Origin of the sequence: Variovorax sp. E3 (genome assembly GCF_016082275.1) — a bacterium.
In the GTDB taxonomy this organism is placed as follows: Bacteria; Pseudomonadota; Gammaproteobacteria; order Burkholderiales; family Burkholderiaceae_C; genus Variovorax.
This window is the reverse complement of sequence record NZ_MOWM01000018.1, coordinates 21,606-38,595: the sequence shown is the minus strand read 5'-3', so window position 1 is coordinate 38,595 and position 16,990 is coordinate 21,606. Positions and strand designations below refer to the sequence as shown.

Genomic DNA, 16,990 nt, shown 5'->3' with positions numbered 1-16,990 from the left:
TAGGGAAACAGCGCCTGCGTTCAGGCGACCGTGGCGGGGTCGACATTCGCCCCGCAGATGATCAGGCAGACCTTCTCGCCCGCGCGCGGTACATACGCCCCGCTCTGCAGCGCCGCCAGCGGCAGCGCGGCGGCCGGCTCCACGGCCAGCTTCAGCTCTTTCCACAGCCACTGCTGGGCGGCGCGGATGGACTCGTCGGACAGCAGCAGCGCCTGCGCGACCTGCTTCTGCGTGATCTCCCAGGCAATGGCGCCGATGCGGCGCGCGCCGAGCGAGTCGGCCGCGATGCCGCCCACGTCGACGTCGACGGGCTCGCCGGCTTCGCGGGCGCGGAACAGCGTGGGGGCCTTTTCAGGCTCGAGCGCGACCACGCGGGCGCGCTGCTCGAACCAGCCGGCCAGGCCGCCGATCAGGCCGCCGCCGCCCACGCTCACGAGCACGGCGTCGGGCAGGCCGCCCTGCTGTTCGATTTCGCGGCCCAGCGTGCCGGCGCCGGCCACCACCTCGGGCTGGTCGTAGGCGTGCGTGAGCAAGGCGCCCGATTCCTTCTGGCGCGCAAGGCAGGCCGCGAGCGCGTCGGGGTACAGCTGGCCGACCACGACCACCTCGGCGCCCAGCGCGCGCAGCCGCGCCCGCTTGGCCTCGGGCGACACGCCCGGCAGGAACACCTGGCACGGCACGCCGAGCGCGCTGGCGGCAGCCGCCGTGGCAATGCCCGCGTTACCGCCCGACGCCACGACCACACCGCTTTCGGGAATGTCGTTGGCCAGCAGCCGGTTCATCATGCCGCGGGCCTTGAAGCTGCCGCTGACCTGCATGTGCTCCAGCTTGAGCCAGATTTCAGCGCCCGGCGCCTCGACGCCGAAGGCCGACGCCGGCAGCTTCCACAGCGGGGTTTCGCGCAGGAAATGGCCGGCGCGTTCGCCCAGCCTGCGGGCGGCGCTATCGATTTCGGAGCGCCAGTCGGTATTTTTCGTGTCGTTCAAGAGATGTGTCCTGGAGGCGGAATGTCGTCGAGCTTGAGGCCCTTGGGGAGCGGAAACTTGATGGTTTCCTCGATGCCGTCCATCTTGCGGACCGACACCGCGCCGAACGCGCGCACGCGGTCGATCACCTCGCGCACCAGCACCTCGGGGGCCGAGGCGCCGGCGGTGAGGCCGATGCGCGTCTTGCCCTCGAACCACTCGGGCTTGAGTTCTTCGGCCGAATCGACCATGTAGCTCTCGGTGCCCAGGCGCTGCGCCAGCTCGCGCAGGCGGTTGCTGTTGGAGCTGGTGGGGCTGCCGACCACGATGACGAGGTCGACCTGCGGGCTCATGATCTTCACCGCGTCCTGGCGGTTCTGGGTGGCATAGCAGATGTCCTGCTGCTTGGGCTCGCGCACGGCCGGAAAGCGCGCGCGCACGGCGGCGGCGATTTCAGCGGCGTCGTCCACGCTCAGCGTGGTCTGCGTGACCACGGCGAGCTTTTCGGTTTGAAGGGGCGCCACGCGCGCCACGTCGGCCACGTCTTCGACCAGGTGGATGCCGCTGGAAAGCTGGCCCATCGTGCCCTCGACCTCGGGGTGCCCCTTGTGGCCGATCATGATGAATTCGTAGCCCTCTTTCGCGAGCTTGGCCACCTCGACGTGCACCTTGGTCACCAACGGGCAGGTGGCGTCGAAGATCTCGAAGCCGCGGTCGCGCGCCTCCTGCTCCACCGCCTTGCTCACGCCGTGCGCGCTGAACACCAGCGTGGCGCCGGGCGGCACGTCGGACAGCTCCTCGATGAAGATCGCGCCCTTGGCCTTGAGCTCGTTCACCACGTAGGTGTTGTGCACGATCTCGTGGCGCACGTAGATCGGCGCGCCGAACTTGGCGATGGCGCGCTCGACGATCTCGATGGCGCGGTCGACCCCCGCGCAGAAACCGCGCGGTTCGGCCAGCAGGACTTCCGAGATGTCGGAGTTCATAGCACCCCGATCAGCTTCACTTCGAAGGTGACGGGCTGGCCCGCCAGCGGGTGGTTGAAGTCGAAGCGCACGCCGGTCTCGTTCGACTCGATGACCGCGCCGGCGTAGCTGCCGGTGCCGTCGGGCGTGGGGAACTGCACCACGTCGCCGACGGCGTACTGCTCGTCGGGGTCGCCCATCTGCGCGAGCAGCTTGCGGGCCACCCACTGCTGCATCTCGGGGTTGCGGTCGCCGAAAGCCTCGCCGGCGGGCAGCTCGAAGGTGGCGTGCGTGCCCTCTTCCAGGCCCATCAGGCGCTGCTCCATGGCGGGAGAAAGCTCGCCGGTGCCCAGCGACAGGGTCGCGGGCTTGTCGGCGAACGTATTGATGATGTCGCCTGCCGGTCCGGCCAGCCGGTAGTGCAGGGTCAGGAAGGAGCCGGAAGTCACGACTTGGGACATGGAGGCATCAGAGGTGGGCAAAGACAAGGTGGGTGTCCCGATAAACTGGCCCTCATTTTAAGGATCGGGGCTTCCACCCCGTTCCGCCAAGGTTTCACCCCAGGGTTTCATGGCATTCAAGGATCTCCCTCTCGCGCCCGGCCGCGCGAAAAACTCATCTCGCGGGGCGCGGCCGCGCTGGCGGACGCCGAGCTGCTGGCCCTGCTGCTGCGCACCGGCGTGGCGGGCAAGAACGTGCTGCAACTGGCGCAGCAGCTGCTCGAACGCTTCGGCGGCCTGTCGGGCCTGCTGCACACGGGCGCCGACGACCTCAAGTCCGTCAAGGGCATGGGCGGCAGCGCCAAGCGCTCCGAACTGATCGCCGTGCTCGAGCTGGCGCGCCGCGCCATGGGCGAAAAGCTCAAGGAGCGCGCCGTGTTCGACTCGCCCGACGCGGTCAAGCAGTACCTGCAGCTGCACATCGGCTCGCGCCCCCACGAGGTGTTCGTGGTGGTGTTCCTCGACGTGCAGCATCGACTCATCGCGCTGGAAGAAATGTTTCGCGGCACGCTGACGCAAACCAGCGTCTACCCGCGCGAAGTCGTCACGCGCGCCATCCACCACCAGGCTGCGGCCGTGCTGCTGGCCCACAACCACCCGAGCGGCAGCATCGAGCCTCGCGCGCCGACGAGTCGCTCACGCAGACGCTGCGCGCCGCGCTCGGGCTGATCGACGTGCGCGTGCTCGACCACGTCATCGTGAGCCCCGGACAGAGCTTCTCGATGGCCGAGAAAGGACTGCTCTGATGGCCTCGCGCCCGCCTTCCCTGAAGAACCTGGCCGACCTCAAGCAGGTGCAGCGCGTGATCGCCGAAACCCGCGAGCGCGAAGCCGCCGAGGCGGCGGCCAAGGCCGCGGCCGAGCGCAAGCGCGCCGCCGAAAAAGACCTGTTCACGCGCGCCATCGGCGCCACCGAGCCGCTGCGCCGCAAGGCCTCGGTGCCGCTCGCGCCCGAGCCGCCCGCGCCCATTCCCGTGCAGCACCAGCTCGACGAGCAGCGCGTGCTGCGCGAGTCGCTGTCGGACGAGTTCGACGTGACCACGCTGCTCGACGTGGACGACGCCATGAGCTTTCGCCGGCCCGGCATCGGCACCGACATCACGGCGCGGCTGCGCAAGGGCGACTGGGCCATCCAGGCCCAGGTCGACCTGCACGGGCTGCGCAGCGACGAGGCCCGCGAGGCGCTCGGCGGATTCATCCGCACGGCCCACAAGCAGGGGCTGCGCTGCGTGCGCGTGGTGCACGGCAAGGGCCTGGGCTCGCCGGGCAAGCAGCCGGTGCTCAAGACCAAGACGCAGCGCTGGCTGATCCAGAAGAACGAAGTCATCGCCTTCGTGCAGGCCAAGCCGGCCGAAGGCGGCGCCGGCGCGCTGGTGGTGTTGCTGGCGCCCGTGCGGCGCTGAGCCGCACGGGCACCGGCCTCACTTCTTTCAGTTGTTCAGGTCGAGCTTGTAGACCGAGCGGCCCTTGCCGCTGCCGTCGTCCGCCGTCAGCAGCGAGACGTTGGCCAGGCCCGCGTCGGCCGCCGCGCCCAGTTGCCCCTGCCCCGACGTGAACACCACGTTGCCCGCCGTCGCCACCTTGGTGAAGCGCCAGCTGCGCGAGGCGCCGTTCGCGACACGCGTGATGGTCTTCTTTGCCTTGATGTAGGCGATCAGCACGTCGCGGTTCGCATCGGGCGAGGGATAGATCGTCGCGCGGCCGTCCAGCGCGGGAATGAAGCTCGCGCCGCTCGTTGCACGGTAGTTGTTCGTTGCAATGACGAACTCCTTGGCCGGGTCGATGGCCGTGCCCATGTACATCAGGTTCTTGATGCGGCTGCCTTCGCTTTGCGTCACGTCGATCTCGTACTGCACGTCCGGCGTGGTGAACATGTCGAAGTTGTAGCCCGGGAAGGTGCTGATCAGTTGCTGGTCGGTGGTCAGCGCCGGGTTGATCTTGTTGAAGCGCTTGGCCGCTGCCTCGAGCCAGCTCTTGATCTCCGCGCCCGTGACCTTCACCGCGTACACCGTGTTCGGGTACAGGTACAGGTCGGCCGCGTTGAAGATCGCGAGGTTGCCCACGGCCACGTCCGTGTAGTCGCGTCCGCCTTCATAGCCCGACTTGAACGGCGCGCTCACCGACAGCACCGGCAGGCTCGCGTACTGCGGCAGGCTGGCCTGGATGTAGGTCTTCACGTAGTCGGCCTGCGCCTCGTTCACGATCTGGATCGCGCCCGGGTCGCCCACGTCCGCGAAGTAGGTGCTCATGCGGAAGTCGGTGCTGCCGATGGGCGTCTTCACGTAGGTGATCGCGGCCTGGTGCTGCGTCTCGATCTGCGGGGCGACGGCCGGGTCGGCGTCGACGTAGATCGCCTTGCCCGCGCCGTCCTTGCCGGTCTGCGTGGAGCGCGCATCGACGAAGGTCTTGCTCTTGTCCACGCTCCAGGCCTTGCCGTCGTACACCAGCTCGAGCTTGATGAGGCCCAGCGCCTTGCCCCACGAGCTGGCCATCACGGCGGGCACGCCGTTCACGGTGCCGGCCGCGTTGTCCACGCCGGCCTGCGTGTAGCCGGGCTTGGCGCCGCGGTCGGGGAACACGCCGTGCTGGTGGCCCATCATGAGCGCGTCGATGCCCGCCACCTTCGACAAGTAGAGGCCGGGGCTTTCCATCGTCGGCGAGTACGGCGACGCATCGAGGCCGCCGTGCTGCAGCGCGACCACGATGTCCACGCCCTTGGCGCGCAGCTCGGGAATGTATTTGGTGGCCGCCTCGACCGCGCCTTCGGTGCGCACCTTGCCTTCGAGAAAGCGCTTGTCCCAGTTCAGGATGCCGGGCGTGGTGAAGCCGATCACGCCGACCCTCACCGGCACCGTCACGGCCTTGCCGTCGGGCCCGGTGGCGGCGAACTGCTTCGTCACGATGGTGTAGGGCGCCAGCAGCGGCTTGCCGCTCTTCACGCTCTGCACGTTAGCCAGCACCATCGGGAAAGTCGGTCCGGCGCACTTCTTCGTGCCGTCGACGCCTTCCACGTCGAGCCCGCCGCCGAGCACCTGGTTGAGAAAGTCCAGGCCGTAGTTGAACTCGTGGTTGCCCAGCGTGCCGGCGTCGTAGCCGGTGGTGTTCATGACCTTGTAGACCGACAGCGGCTGCGTGCACGGAATGCGGCTCACCTGCGCTTCGTAGTCGGCCAGCGCCGTGCCCTGGATGGTGTCGCCGTTGTCGAACAGCATCGTGTTCGCGAATTCCTTGCGCGCCGCGTTGATCAGCGTGGCGGTGCGCTCGTAGCCGTACGACTTGTCTTCGGCGAGCTTGAAGTAGTCGTAGCTGCGCACGTTGAAGTGCAGGTCGGTGGTTTCGAGCAAGGCCACCGTGGCGCGCGTGCCGGCGGCCACGGGCGTGGCGGCGGGCGGCGCGGGGTTGACCGGCGGAAAGACGATGCCGCCGCCACCGCCGCTCCCGCCACCGCAAGCGGTGAGCGCGGCGGCCAGCACGACGGCGCAAGTGGACATGGGGGCGAGGCGCAAGAACGGCGCGGTCGCTGCTGCATTCTTCATCGAGGGGTCTCCCTGCAAACGTGAGGAAGATCAGTCTCTGAAAGCGAAGTGACAGGCTGGTGAATCCAGCCTGACTGCAGCGCGCCCGCGACAGTTGCTGAACGGCAGGTTAAGACAGGTGGTTCTTCAGCGGCACCGACGCATCGGCCACCGCCGCCGCATCGGGGCTGCGGCCGGCTTCGAGCAGCTTGCGGCTCATCATGTGGTCGACCGGCGCATTGACCGACTCGACGCACACCAGTTGCCCGTCGACATAGTGGAACAGCGAGAAAGCTTCGGGCTTCGGCCCGGGGCGGCGCACGCTGCTCAGGCCCGGCGTGCCTTCGGCCGGCATCAGGCCCGCCATCTGCAGGCGCATGCTGCCCTGGTCGGACCAGAACCACGCAACCGCGTCGTGGTCGCGCGCCGTGCCGGTGAGCGTGGCCACGGCCGTGCGGGCCTGGTCGTTCGCGTTCTGCACCGACTCCAGCCGCAGCGCGCGGCCCGCGCGGCGGTCGGGAAAGCGCGTGCAGTCGCCCACCGCGAGCACGCCGGCCGCGCTGGTCTGCATCTGCGCATCGACCACGATGCCGTCGGCGCACTCGATGCCGGCGGCCTGCGCGAGCGCAGTCTCGGGCACCGCGCCGATGCCCAGCAGCAGCAGGTCGACCGGCTGCTTCACGCCGTTGACCTGCACCGACACCAGCCGGTCGCCTTCGACCTCGAACGCACCGGTCTGCGCGCCGAGCACGATGTCGATGCCGGCCGCGCGGTGCGTGGCCAGCACATGCGCCGACAGCTCGGGCGACACGGCGCGGCCCAGCAGGCGCGGCGCGCTTTCGATCACCTGCACCGACTTGCCCAGCGCCTTGGCCGTGGCCGCCACTTCGAGCCCGATGAAACCGCCGCCCAGCACGGTGACCTTCTCGGCCGATGCGAGACGCGAACGCAGGCGATGCGCCTCGTCGGCCGCGCGCAGGCTCGCGACGTTTTCCAGGCCCTGCTTCAGGTCGGGCATCTGGCGCGCGCGCGTGCCGGTGGCCAGCACCAGCTGTTCCCACGGCAGCACCGCGCCCGAACGCAGCGTGACGGTGTGCGCCTCGCGGTCGATGGCCACGGCCGCGTCGCCCAGGTGCAGCGTGATGCCCGCTTCGCGGTACCAATCGGCGGCCTTGTGCGGCTGCGTCGTCTCTTCCGCGCTCTTGAGGAAAGCCTTGGACAGCGGCGGACGGTGGTACGGCTCGCAAGCCTCCTCGCAGACGAGGTGAACGCGCGCGCCCTGCCCCGCTTCCGCAAGGCCGGCGCAGAGCTGGGCCGCGGCGTGGCCGCCGCCGATGATGACGATGGAATTCATGATGAGAGAAACGTCTTTCGGAATCGTTGTGTGGTCGGTCTGGCAGTCAGTCACTCACCGCGGTTGCGCATCCAGTCGGCGGTCTTGAAGAAGGAGTCGCGCAGCCTGGCGCGCAGGTCTTCGGCCACGCCCGTCTCGCCCATCGCCTGGTCCATGCAGGCCAGCCACTGGTCGCGTTCCTTGATGCCGATGCTGTGCCCGCCGATGCTCTGCGGCAAATGCCGCGCGCGCAGCATCGGGTGGCCGAAGCGGTCGGTGTAGTGCTGCGGGCCGCCCAGCCATCCGCACAGGAACCAGAACAGGCGCTGGCGTGCGTTGTCGAGGCTGGTGCCGTGCACCGCGCGCAGTTGCGCGTAGGCGGGCTCGAGGTCCATCAGGTCATAGAAGCGCTCGACCAGCGCCTCCACTTTCGGTTCGCCGCCGATCCAGTCGAACGGCGTGCCGGCGGGCGGCTTTTCTTGAATCTGCATGGGCGGGAGTATCCCTCCAGGGTCTCGTCAGGCCTGCACGAGGTTCGGAATTCCCACATCGGGGTTCACATCGGCCTCGTAGTCCACGCCCTGCACCGCGAAGCCGAAGAGCCGCAGGAACTCGGTCTTGTAGCCCGCGAAATCGCTGATCGCATCGAGGTTCTCGTTGGTCACCTGCGGCCACAGCTCCTGCACGCGCGACTGCACCTGCGGCGACAGTTCCTTGTAGTCGGCGCGCAGGCGGCCTTCGTCGTCGAGGTGCGGCGCGCTGCCGTAGAGGCTCTCGGCATAGAGGCCGTGAACCTGCTCGATGCAGCCTTCGTGCGTGCCCTGCTCCTTCATCACCTTGAACAGCAGCGACAGGTACAGCGGCATCATCGGAATGGCCGAGCTGGCCTGCGTGACCACCGCCTTCAGCACCGACACGCGCGCGTCGCCGCCCTTCGCGGCCAGCTGTGCGCGAATGCCCAGCACCTTCTCGTCCAGGTCTTTCTTGGCGGCGCCGATGGAGCCGTTCCAGTAGATGTCGTGCGTGATCTGCTCGCCCAGGTAGGTGAAGGCCGTGGTCTTGGCGCCGTCGGCCAGCACGCCGGCCTGCTGCAGCGCGTCGATCCACATCTGCCAGTCTTCGCCGCCCATCACGGCCACGGTGTTGTCGATCTCTTCCTGCGTGGCGGGCTCGAGCACCGACTCCTTCACCACTTCGTTGTCGGTGTCCAGACCGCGCAGGTTCACCGACTTGCCGATGGGCTTGAGCACCGAGTTGAAGACCTGCCCCGTCTTCGGGTGCGTGCGGCGCGGCGCGGCCAGGCTGTAGACCACGAGGTCGACCTGCCCGAGGTCGGCGCGAATGGCGTCGATGGTCAGTTGCTTGACTTCGTCCGAGAAGCCGTCGCCGTTGATGCTCCTGGCATAGCGGCCCTCGGCCGTGGCCGCGCGGTGGAAGGCGGCGGTGTTGTACCAGCCGGGCGAGCCCGGGCGGCTCTCGGTGCCCGCGCGCTCGAAGAACACGCCGAGCGTGTCGGCGCCGCAGCCGAAGGCGGCGGTGATGCGCGCGGCCAGGCCGTAGCCGGTCGACGCGCCGATGACCAGCACCTTCTTCGGGCCGCCCGCGATGGGCGGCCGGGCCTTGACGTAGTCGATCTGTTGCTGGACGTTGGCTTCGCAACCCGTCGGGTGGGTCGTCACGCAGATGAAGCCGCGCACACGCGGTTTGATGATCATGGAGAAGAACTCGCTGGATGAGGTATCTGGAAAGAGCGGCCGGGGCATGCCTCGGGGAGAGCGCACTTTTGTTTACGACCGGCCGGTCGCGACGTGAATTTAACCCAGCAGCAAATCCGGACGTTCAGCAGACCCACAGGCACGAGAGGGCCGGCGCCCCGCTCATAGCCGCACACACATGTCGATATATGAATTCACCATTTAATGATCTGAAGTTTTATTGATATGGTCATGCCCTGCTTTCACCGAAGGAGAAGAACATGCGCTTGAACCTGATTGCCGCGGCCGTCGCCGCATCCACGCTGCTGCTGGGCACGCTCGCCCACGCCGACCAGTTGGCGGACATCAAGAAGAAGGGCGAGCTGGTCGTCGGGGTGCTCGGCACCGACGAGCCCGCGACCTTCGTCGACCCGAAGACGCGCCAGATCGTCGGCTACGAGGTCGACCTGGTCAACGCCGTCGCCAAGAAGATCGGCGTGAAGCCGGTGCTCAAGCAGATCGCCGTGGCCGCGCGCATTCCCGAGCTGCAGCAGGGCCACGTCGACCTGGTGGCCGCCGGCCTTACGCACAACAAGGAGCGCGAGGCGCAGATCGACTTCTCGCTCACCACCTTCGTGACCGGCCAGAAGGCCATCGTGAAGAAGGGCAGCGGCATCAACGAAGTGCCGCAGCTCGCGGGCAAGAAGGTGCTGACCATCCGCGGCGGCACGCAGGAGCCGAACATCCGCAAGGCCGTGCCCAACGTCGAGGTCGTGACCTTCGACACGAGCCAGCAGGCCTTCCAGGCGCTGCAGCAGGGCAAGGGCGTGGGCTACGTGGACGACGAGGCCGCGCTGCTGCGCAGCTACGCCAAGCTGGGCCCGCAGAAGGCGCAGTACGTAGTGCTCAAGCAGAACCTGAGCACCGAGGCGTTGGCCATCGGCATCAAGAAGGGCGAGAGCGGCCTGAAGGCCGTGGTGGACGACACGCTGCGCGAGCTCGAGAAGTCGGGCGAAGCCGAGAAGATCTTCATCAAGTGGTACGGCCCGAACACGGCCTCGGGCTTCCAGACGCGCGACTTCAAGCTCGACAGCGACAAGATCGACTGAGCCCCTGGCTTTGACTTTCTCCTTCCCCCTCTGGGGGAAGGCCGGGATGGGGGCAAGCGGCCTCCGCACAGGCGGCGACGCACCGATCGCCGCCGAGCCCCCACCCCAACCCTCCCCCAACGGGGGAGGGAGCCAACTCCCACCGCGACGGTGATACTGTCGCCCCCCATGCCTTTGTTCGACTATTCCTTGCTGCTCACCGGCAAGTACCACGACATGCTGGTCGCGGGCCTGCTGCTGTCGCTGCAGCTGCTCGCGGCCGCGCTGGTGCTGGCGCTGCCCATCGCGCTGGTGGTGGCGCTCCTGCGGCTGTCGCCGTTCGCGCCGCTGCGCTGGCTCGGCTTTGCGTACGTGGAGTCGATCCGCAACATCCCGCTGCTCGCGCACATGCTGTTCTGGTATTTCGGCGCGCCCGAGCTGCTGCCCGAGGGCATCAAGCAGTGGCTCTACGCGGGGCACATCGAGGCCTTCAGCGCGGTGATCGCGCTGGCGCTGTACACGGCGGCCTTCATGGCCGAGGACATCCGCAGCGGCATCCGCGCGATTCCCACCGTGCAGTTCGAGGCCGGGCGCGCCATGGGCTTCAGCTACCTCGCGACCATGCGCCGCGTGGTGCTGCCGCAGGCGCTGCGCGTGACCGTTCCGCCGCTGATCTCGCAGACGCTGAGCCTGTGGAAGAACACCTCCATCGCCACCGTCATCGGCGTGGCCGAGCTGATGTACCAGGCCGGCCAGGTCGAGAGCGCGACCTTCCGCAGCTTCGAGTCGTTCGCGTTCGCGAGCGCGGCGTATCTCACGGTGTCGCTGGCCATCACGGGGCTGGCGACCTGGTACCACCACCGCTTCCCGGTGCGGACCATCTGAAGGCGGCGCACCGATGCTAGAGATCATCAACGACTACTGGGTCTACTTCCTCATCGGGCAGTACCCGAACGGCCCGCTCGGCGGGCTGGTGCTCACGCTGCTGCTGGCCTCGTGCGGGCTGGTGCTGGCGCTGCCGCTGGGCATCGTGCTGGGCCTGGCGCGCGTGAGCCCGTGGCGCTGGCTGCGCTGGCCGGTCACGGCCTTCGTGTTCGTGGTGCGCGGACTGCCGCTTCTGATGGTGATCTTCTGGGCCTACTTCTTCCTGCCCAGCGTCACCGGCATCAAGACCGACCAGTTCACCACCATGCTGATCGCGCTGGTGGTGTTCGACGCGGCCTACCTCGCCGAGATCGTGCGCGCCGGCATCCAGGGCCTGCCGCGCGGGCAGATGGAAACCGCCCGCGCGCTGGGCCTGGGCTACGGCCGCGCGATGCGGCTCGTGGTGCTGCCGCAGGCGCTGCGCAGCATGCTGCCCTCGCTGGTGAACCAGTTCGTCTCGACCATCAAGGAGACCTCGCTGGGCTACATCATCGGGCTGGCCGAGGTGTCGTTCATCGCCACGCAGATCAACACGCAGGTGTTCACCAAGCCCGCGCAGATCTACCTGATCCTGGGCGGCACGTATTTCATTCTCTGCTTCGGCCTGTCGCGCTTCGCCTACTGGCTCGAACGCCGGCTCGCGCGCCGCGGCATCTCCACCGTCGGCCCCAAGGTGTCCGCATGATCGAACTCGAAAAAGTCAACAAGTGGTACGGCAGCTATCACGCGCTGGTCGACATCACCGAAACCATCCACAAGGGCGAGGTCGTCGTGGTGTGCGGGCCCTCGGGCTCGGGCAAGTCGACGCTGATCCGCACCTTCAACCGGCTGGAGCCCATCCAGTCGGGCCGCATCATGGTGAACGGGCAGGACATCCACGCGCCGGGGCTCGACGTGAACGCGTTCCGCTCGCGCATCGGCTTCGTGTTCCAGCAGTTCAACCTGTTCCCGCACCTCACGGTGCTGCAGAACTGCACCATGGCGCCGATGCAACTGCGCGGCCTCTCGCGCAAGGAAGCCGACGAGCGCGCGATGGCGCTGCTGCACCGCGTGGGCCTGTCGAACAAGGCCAACGCGTGGCCCAGCGAGCTGTCGGGCGGCCAGCAGCAGCGCGTGGCCATTGCGCGCGCGCTGGCCATGCAGCCGCCGCTGATGCTGTTCGACGAGCCCACCAGCGCGCTCGACCCCGAGATGGTCGGCGAGGTGCTGCTGGTGATGCGCGACCTCACGCGCGACGGCATGACCATGGTCTGCGTGACGCACGAGATGGGCTTTGCGCGCGAGGTGGCCGACCGCGTGCTGTTCATGGACGAGGGCAAGGTGCTGGAGCGCGCCACGCCCGACGACTTCTTCAACCGCCCGCAGCATCCGCGCGCGCAGCAGTTCTTGTCCGACATCCGATCCCCTTTCTCGAGAGACGCATGACCGACGCATCCCTTCCCCTCATCGACGTTTCGGCGCTGGTTGCCGGCACCGCCGGGCGCGACGCCGTCGCCGCGCAGATCGGCGACGCCTGCCGCGCGCACGGCTTTTTCTACGTGACCGGCCACGGCGTCGACGCCGCGCTGGTCAAGCGGCTCGAAGACCTGAGCCACCGCTTCTTCGAACTGCCCGAAGAAACGAAGATGCAGTGGCGCATGGCGCTGGGCGGGCGCGCGTGGCGCGGCTTCTTTCCGCTGGGCGGCGAGCTGACCTCGGGCCGCCCCGACTGGAAGGAAGGCCTCTACCTGGGCACCGAGCTGCCCGCCACGCACCCGCTGGTGCAGGCGAAGACGCCGGTGCACGGGCCCAACCTGTTCCCCGACGTGCCGGGCTTTCGCGAGACCATCCTCGACTACATGGCGGCCGTCACGCAACTGGGCCACCGGCTCATGGAAGGCATTGCGCTGAGCCTGGGCCTGCCGGCCGGCTACTTCGCCGAGCGCTACACGGGCGACCCGCTGATCCTGTTCCGGCTGTTCAACTACCCGTCGCAGGCCGTGCCTGAAGGGCTCGACGTGCAATGGGGCGTGGGCGAGCACACCGACTACGGGCTGCTCACCATCCTGCACCAGGACCACATCGGCGGCCTCGCGGTGCACACGCCCGGCGGCTGGATCGACGCGCCGCCCGTGGCGGACTCGTTCGTCTGCAACATCGGCGACATGCTCGACCGCATGACCGGCGGGCTCTACAAGTCGACGCCGCACCGCGTGAAGCGCAACACCTCGGGGCACGACAGGCTGTCGTTCCCGCTGTTCTTCGATCCGAATTTCGAGGCGCGCGTGCAGCGCATCGAGGGGCTGGCCGGCGCCGAGGCGCTCGACGACAGCGCCGAGCGCTGGGACCGCGCCAACGTGCACGCCTTCAGCGGTCGCTACGGCGACTACCTGCTGGCGAAGGTGTCGAAGGTGTTCCCGCAGTTGCGCGACGAAGTGCTCTGAGCCGCTGGGGTCGGTTCGTCGAGGAAGGCGTCTTCCCAGCGCTCGATGTCGGCGTCGGGGTCGGAGATGGGCACGAGCTTGTCGCTGCGGCAGTAGAAGGTCCAGCCCTCGAACAGCACGTCGTAGTACGTGCCGGGCAGGTAGCGCTCGCTCGGCGCTTCATAGGGCGGCGAGACCACTTCGACGATCCGCCCGACCGCACGCTCCGTGAAGGGCGACGCCAGGCAGCTGTCGACCACATGGCAGAGCGTGCCGATCTTGATCATGCGGGCTTTTCGACGGGCACCGGCGGAAACCAGCGCGGCAAATGCGGCACCGCGTCGTGCAGCGACTCGAGCACATGGAACGCGCGCCCGACGATGGCCTCGGGCGGGTGCTTGAGGTCGGGCACCACCACCACGCGCAGGCCCGCCGCGAGCGCGGACTTGGCGCCGTTCTCGCTGTCTTCGAAGGCGATGCAGTCGGCCGGGGCCACGCCCAGCCGCTCGGCCGCGAGCAGGTAGAGCGCAGGGTCGGGCTTGGCGCGCGCCACTTCGTCGCCGCCCGCGAAGGCCGAGAAATGGTGCAGCAGGCCCAGGCTGCCGAGGCAGGCCTGAATTTGCCGGCTGGTGGACGACGAGGCCACGGCGCAGCGGATGCCGCGTTCACGTAACGCGCTCAGGAATTCGGCCGCGCCGGGCTTGATGGGAAACAGCGGCGCGCCGTCCGAGCGCTCAAGCTGCAGGTACTGGCGCACATGCTCGATGGCGTGGCGGTAGGCGTCGGGGCCTCCCAGCAGCGACGCCAGGATGTGCTCGGACTCCACCGTGGAGAGCCCCACGACCTGCAGGTACTGGCTGTGCGAAAGCTCGATGTCGAGCGTGCGGGCGGCCTCGATCCAGGCGGCCATGATGGGGCGCTCGGAGTCGATGAGCAGCCCGTCCATGTCGAAAATTGCGGCGGCGAACATGGGTGCATCCTAATGAAAAAGAAAAAGGGGCCGACAGGCCCCTTTTGAAAGAACGGCGGCGGTGGTTGCCGCCGGTTTTCTTGTCAGTCGCGCGCCAGCGCCCGGTTCAGGCCCAGCGCGGCCAGCGTGGCAATGGCGCCGGACAGCAGGTAGATGCTGACATAGGCCAGGCCGAAGTGGGCCGACAGGCCCAGGGCGACCAGCGGCGCGAACGCCGCGCCAATCAGCCAGGCCACGTCGGCCGTCAGGGCGGCGCCTACGTAGCGGTACTTGGGCGCGAAGTTCGAGGTCACGGCGCCGGCCGCCTGGCCGTACGACAGGCCCAGGATCACGAAGCCCACCAGAATGAAGATGTCCTGGCCGACACGGCCGCCGTCGAGCAGCGTGGGCGCAAAGCCGCTGAAGGCCGCGATCACCGCCGCCAGGCCGCCCAGCGTGAAGCGGCGGCCGATGCGGTCGGCCAGCAGGCCGGAGGCCACGATGCCGGCGGCGCCGAGCACCGCGCCGATCATCTGCACCACGAGGAATTCGGTGACCGACTGGTCGGAGTACAGCGTGATCCACGACAGCGGGAACACCGTGATCAGGTGGAACAGCGCGTAGCTGGCCAGCGCGGCGAACGCGCCGATCAGGATGTTGGCGCCCTGCGAGCTGACCAGTTCGGTCGCGCTGGTGGGCTCCAGTTCGCGCTCTTCGAGCAGGCGCGAGTAGTCGTCGGTGGCCACCAGGCGCAGGCGGGCGAACAGCGCCACCACGTTGATGGCGAAGGCCACGTAGAAGGTGTAGCGCCAGCCCCAGTCGAGGAAGTCCTCGGGCGGCAGGCTCGAATACAGGTAGGCGAACAGCGCACTGGCGAGGAAGAAGCCGATGGGCGCGCCCAGCTGGCCCAGCATGGCGTACCAGCCGCGGCGGTTGGCCGGTGCGTTCAGCGCCAGCAGCGACGGCAGGCCGTCCCACGAACCGCCCAGCGCCAGGCCCTGGCTGAAGCGGAACACCGACAGCAGCACGATGGCCGTGAAGCCCAGGCTCGCATAGCCCGGCAGGAAGGCGATGCCGGCGGTCGACGTGCCGAGCACGAACAGCGCCAGCGTGAGCTTGGCCTCGCGCCCGAATCGTCGCTGGATGATCATCGAGATGACAGTTCCGAACGGACGCGCGATGAAGGCGAAGGAAAAGATCAGGAAGGAGTACAGAACACCTTCAAGGTGTTGCTCGAAGGGGAAGAAAACCGCCGGAAACACCAGCACCGAAGCGATGCCGTAGACAAAGAAGTCGAAATATTCGGAGGCGCGGCCGATGATCACGCCGACCGCGATTTCGCCGGGGGCGATGTGCGAGTGGTCGTCGCCACCTTGCCGGGCGCCACGTTCGGGCGAGTGCGGCAGCGGGTGGTCACCTTGCGTGCTGATGCTGGACGTCGTCATTGCTTGCTGTAATTCGGGTGTCACGTCGCGACGTGACACATAGGAAGGACCATTGGACACCCTGTAGCGTCTCACTGAAACACATTTACCGCCATAGGACAAAACGTCCAATAGGCGAAACCCGTCTTCAGGCGTAGATTGTGGGGTCTTTTTGCGTCGCCCCCGCACCTCCTTTCCCCCGGCATGCACATCCTCAAGAACCTTCGCCGATCGCTCCTGCTGCTTCCCGCCATGCTCCTGGCGGGCTGCAACACGGTGCTGATGAACCCCTCCGGCGACATCGCCAATCAGCAGGGACGCCTCATCGTCGTCTCTACCGTGCTGATGCTGATCATCATCATCCCGGTGATCGCGCTGACCATCTTCTTTGCCTGGCGTTACCGCCAGTCGAACAAGGAGGCCACCTACAGCCCCGACTGGGACCACTCGACGCAACTCGAGCTGGCCATCTGGGCGGCGCCGCTGCTGATCATCATCGCGCTGGGCGCGATCACCTGGATCAGCACCCACGTGCTCGACCCCTACCAGCCGCTGCGCCGCCTCGACGCGCAGCGCCCGATTCCCGCGGACACCAAGCCGCTGGTGGTCGAAGTGGTGGCGCTCGACTGGAAGTGGCTGTTCATCTACCCCGAGCAAGGCATTGCCACGGTGAACGAGCTGGCCGCCCCGGTGGACCGCCCGATCAGCTTCAAGATCACGGCCTCGTCGGTCATGAACTCGTTCTTCATCCCCGCGCTGGCCGGCCAGATCTACGCCATGCCGGGCATGGAGACCAAGCTGCACGCGGTGATCAACAAGCCGGGTGAGTTCGATGGCTTCTCCGCCAACTACAGCGGCGCCGGCTTCTCGGGCATGCGCTTCAAGTTCCACGGCCTGAGCGACGGCGACTTCGACCAGTGGGTCCAGAAGGTCAAGGCCGGCAAGGAAGGCGAGCTGACCCGCGAGCAGTACAAGAAGCTCGAAGTGCCCAGCGAGCGCGAGCCCGTGCGCCACTACGCCGCCGTGGACCCTGCCCTGTACGACGCCATCCTGAACCTGTGCGTCGACCGCAACAAGATGTGCATGAAGGAAATGATGGCCATCGACGCCGATGGCGGCATGGGCAAGCCCGGCGCGTTCAACGTCGCCACCAAGCAGGCCTGGCTGGACGACACCCTCACTTCTCCCAAGCGCAAGTACGTCACCGCGATGTGCACCACCGAAGAATAACG

At 67.7% G+C, this 16,990-nt stretch carries 17 protein-coding genes and 1 pseudogene; 8 read left to right on the top strand and 10 right to left on the bottom strand.

Features of this window, described 5'->3' with window-relative positions; all coding sequences use genetic code 11:
- Positions 1–20: 20 nt before the first annotated feature.
- Genes BMG07_RS09430 through BMG07_RS09420 form a run of 3 tightly spaced genes read right to left on the bottom strand, consistent with a single transcriptional unit; the run spans position 21 to position 2,391 of the window.
- On the bottom strand, positions 21–986 hold the full coding sequence (locus tag BMG07_RS09430; protein ID WP_269758803.1) for a threonine/serine dehydratase: 966 nt from the start codon (positions 984–986) through the stop codon (positions 21–23).
- Positions 983–1,951 (bottom strand): 4-hydroxy-3-methylbut-2-enyl diphosphate reductase, encoded by a 969-nt coding sequence (gene ispH / locus BMG07_RS09425; protein ID WP_198084333.1) that lies wholly within the window; start codon positions 1,949–1,951, stop codon positions 983–985. Before ispH ends, BMG07_RS09430 begins: the two co-directional genes overlap by 4 nt.
- Positions 1,948–2,391 carry a peptidylprolyl isomerase gene (locus tag BMG07_RS09420; RefSeq protein WP_198084332.1) on the bottom strand — a complete coding sequence of 148 codons (444 nt, stop codon included), beginning with the start codon at positions 2,389–2,391 and terminating at the stop codon, positions 1,948–1,950. The genes ispH and BMG07_RS09420 overlap by 4 nt, the downstream gene beginning before the upstream one ends.
- 109 nt (positions 2,392–2,500) lie before the next feature.
- On the opposite strand from BMG07_RS09420, the pseudogene radC reads away from it, so the two are divergent.
- A pseudogene (gene radC / locus BMG07_RS09415) lies at positions 2,501–3,176 on the top strand (DNA repair protein RadC).
- Positions 3,176–3,832, top strand: a complete 657-nt coding sequence (locus BMG07_RS09410) for a Smr/MutS family protein (RefSeq protein WP_198084331.1) — start codon at positions 3,176–3,178, stop codon at positions 3,830–3,832. The pseudogene radC and the gene BMG07_RS09410 overlap by 1 nt, the downstream one beginning before the upstream one ends.
- Positions 3,833–3,859: 27 nt before the next feature.
- On the opposite strand, the gene BMG07_RS09405 is transcribed toward BMG07_RS09410, so the two are convergent.
- The 4 genes from BMG07_RS09405 to fabV all read right to left on the bottom strand — a co-directional run bounded on the left by BMG07_RS09405 (position 3,860) and on the right by fabV (position 8,992).
- The gene (locus BMG07_RS09405; protein WP_269758802.1) at positions 3,860–5,965 is read right to left on the bottom strand and encodes a bifunctional 2',3'-cyclic-nucleotide 2'-phosphodiesterase/3'-nucleotidase; all 2,106 of its coding nucleotides are present in this window, start codon (positions 5,963–5,965) and stop codon (positions 3,860–3,862) included.
- 109 nt (positions 5,966–6,074) lie between these two features.
- A complete protein-coding gene (locus BMG07_RS09400; RefSeq protein ID WP_198084329.1) occupies positions 6,075–7,298 on the bottom strand; it encodes an NAD(P)/FAD-dependent oxidoreductase in 1,224 nt (407 codons plus the stop codon).
- Positions 7,299–7,348: 50 nt separating this feature from the next.
- Positions 7,349–7,768 carry a group II truncated hemoglobin gene (locus tag BMG07_RS09395; RefSeq protein ID WP_198084328.1) on the bottom strand — a complete coding sequence of 140 codons (420 nt, stop codon included), beginning with the start codon at positions 7,766–7,768 and terminating at the stop codon, positions 7,349–7,351.
- Between the two features lie 27 nt (positions 7,769–7,795).
- Positions 7,796–8,992, bottom strand: coding sequence for an enoyl-ACP reductase FabV (gene fabV / locus BMG07_RS09390; RefSeq protein ID WP_198084327.1), 1,197 nt, complete (start codon positions 8,990–8,992; stop codon positions 7,796–7,798).
- A gap of 260 nt (positions 8,993–9,252) precedes the next feature.
- Here fabV and BMG07_RS09385 point away from each other — a divergent pair, with 260 nt between their 5' ends.
- From BMG07_RS09385 to BMG07_RS09365, 5 genes are all read left to right on the top strand, one after another.
- Positions 9,253–10,080, top strand: coding sequence for an ABC transporter substrate-binding protein (locus BMG07_RS09385; RefSeq protein WP_198084326.1), 828 nt, complete (start codon positions 9,253–9,255; stop codon positions 10,078–10,080).
- A 168-nt stretch (positions 10,081–10,248) separates the two neighbouring features.
- Complete coding sequence (locus BMG07_RS09380; protein WP_198084325.1) at positions 10,249–10,944, top strand: amino acid ABC transporter permease; 696 nt, start codon at positions 10,249–10,251, stop codon at positions 10,942–10,944.
- A 13-nt stretch (positions 10,945–10,957) separates the two neighbouring features.
- On the top strand, positions 10,958–11,668 hold the full coding sequence (locus BMG07_RS09375; RefSeq protein WP_198084324.1) for an amino acid ABC transporter permease: 711 nt from the start codon (positions 10,958–10,960) through the stop codon (positions 11,666–11,668).
- Complete coding sequence (locus BMG07_RS09370; RefSeq protein WP_198084323.1) at positions 11,665–12,408, top strand: amino acid ABC transporter ATP-binding protein; 744 nt, start codon at positions 11,665–11,667, stop codon at positions 12,406–12,408. The genes BMG07_RS09375 and BMG07_RS09370 overlap by 4 nt, the downstream gene beginning before the upstream one ends.
- A complete protein-coding gene (locus BMG07_RS09365; protein WP_198084322.1) occupies positions 12,405–13,406 on the top strand; it encodes an isopenicillin N synthase family oxygenase in 1,002 nt (333 codons plus the stop codon). The genes BMG07_RS09370 and BMG07_RS09365 overlap by 4 nt, the downstream gene beginning before the upstream one ends.
- Here the strand turns inward: BMG07_RS09365 and BMG07_RS09360 are convergent.
- The 3 genes from BMG07_RS09360 to BMG07_RS09350 form a co-directional block, all read right to left on the bottom strand.
- Positions 13,349–13,672 (bottom strand): hypothetical protein, encoded by a 324-nt coding sequence (locus tag BMG07_RS09360; RefSeq protein ID WP_198084321.1) that lies wholly within the window; start codon positions 13,670–13,672, stop codon positions 13,349–13,351. The genes BMG07_RS09365 and BMG07_RS09360 overlap by 58 nt on opposite strands.
- Positions 13,669–14,355, bottom strand: a complete 687-nt coding sequence (locus tag BMG07_RS09355; protein ID WP_198084320.1) for an HAD family phosphatase — start codon at positions 14,353–14,355, stop codon at positions 13,669–13,671. Before BMG07_RS09355 ends, BMG07_RS09360 begins: the two co-directional genes overlap by 4 nt.
- An 83-nt stretch (positions 14,356–14,438) precedes the next feature.
- Positions 14,439–15,779: an MFS transporter gene (locus BMG07_RS09350; protein WP_198084319.1), complete on the bottom strand. Its 1,341-nt coding sequence runs from the start codon at positions 15,777–15,779 to the stop codon at positions 14,439–14,441.
- A 183-nt stretch (positions 15,780–15,962) separates the two neighbouring features.
- Between BMG07_RS09350 and cyoA the strand changes: the two genes are divergently transcribed.
- Positions 15,963–16,988, top strand: coding sequence for a ubiquinol oxidase subunit II (gene cyoA / locus BMG07_RS09345; RefSeq protein WP_198084318.1), 1,026 nt, complete (start codon positions 15,963–15,965; stop codon positions 16,986–16,988).
- The last annotated feature ends 2 nt before the right edge of the window (positions 16,989–16,990 follow it).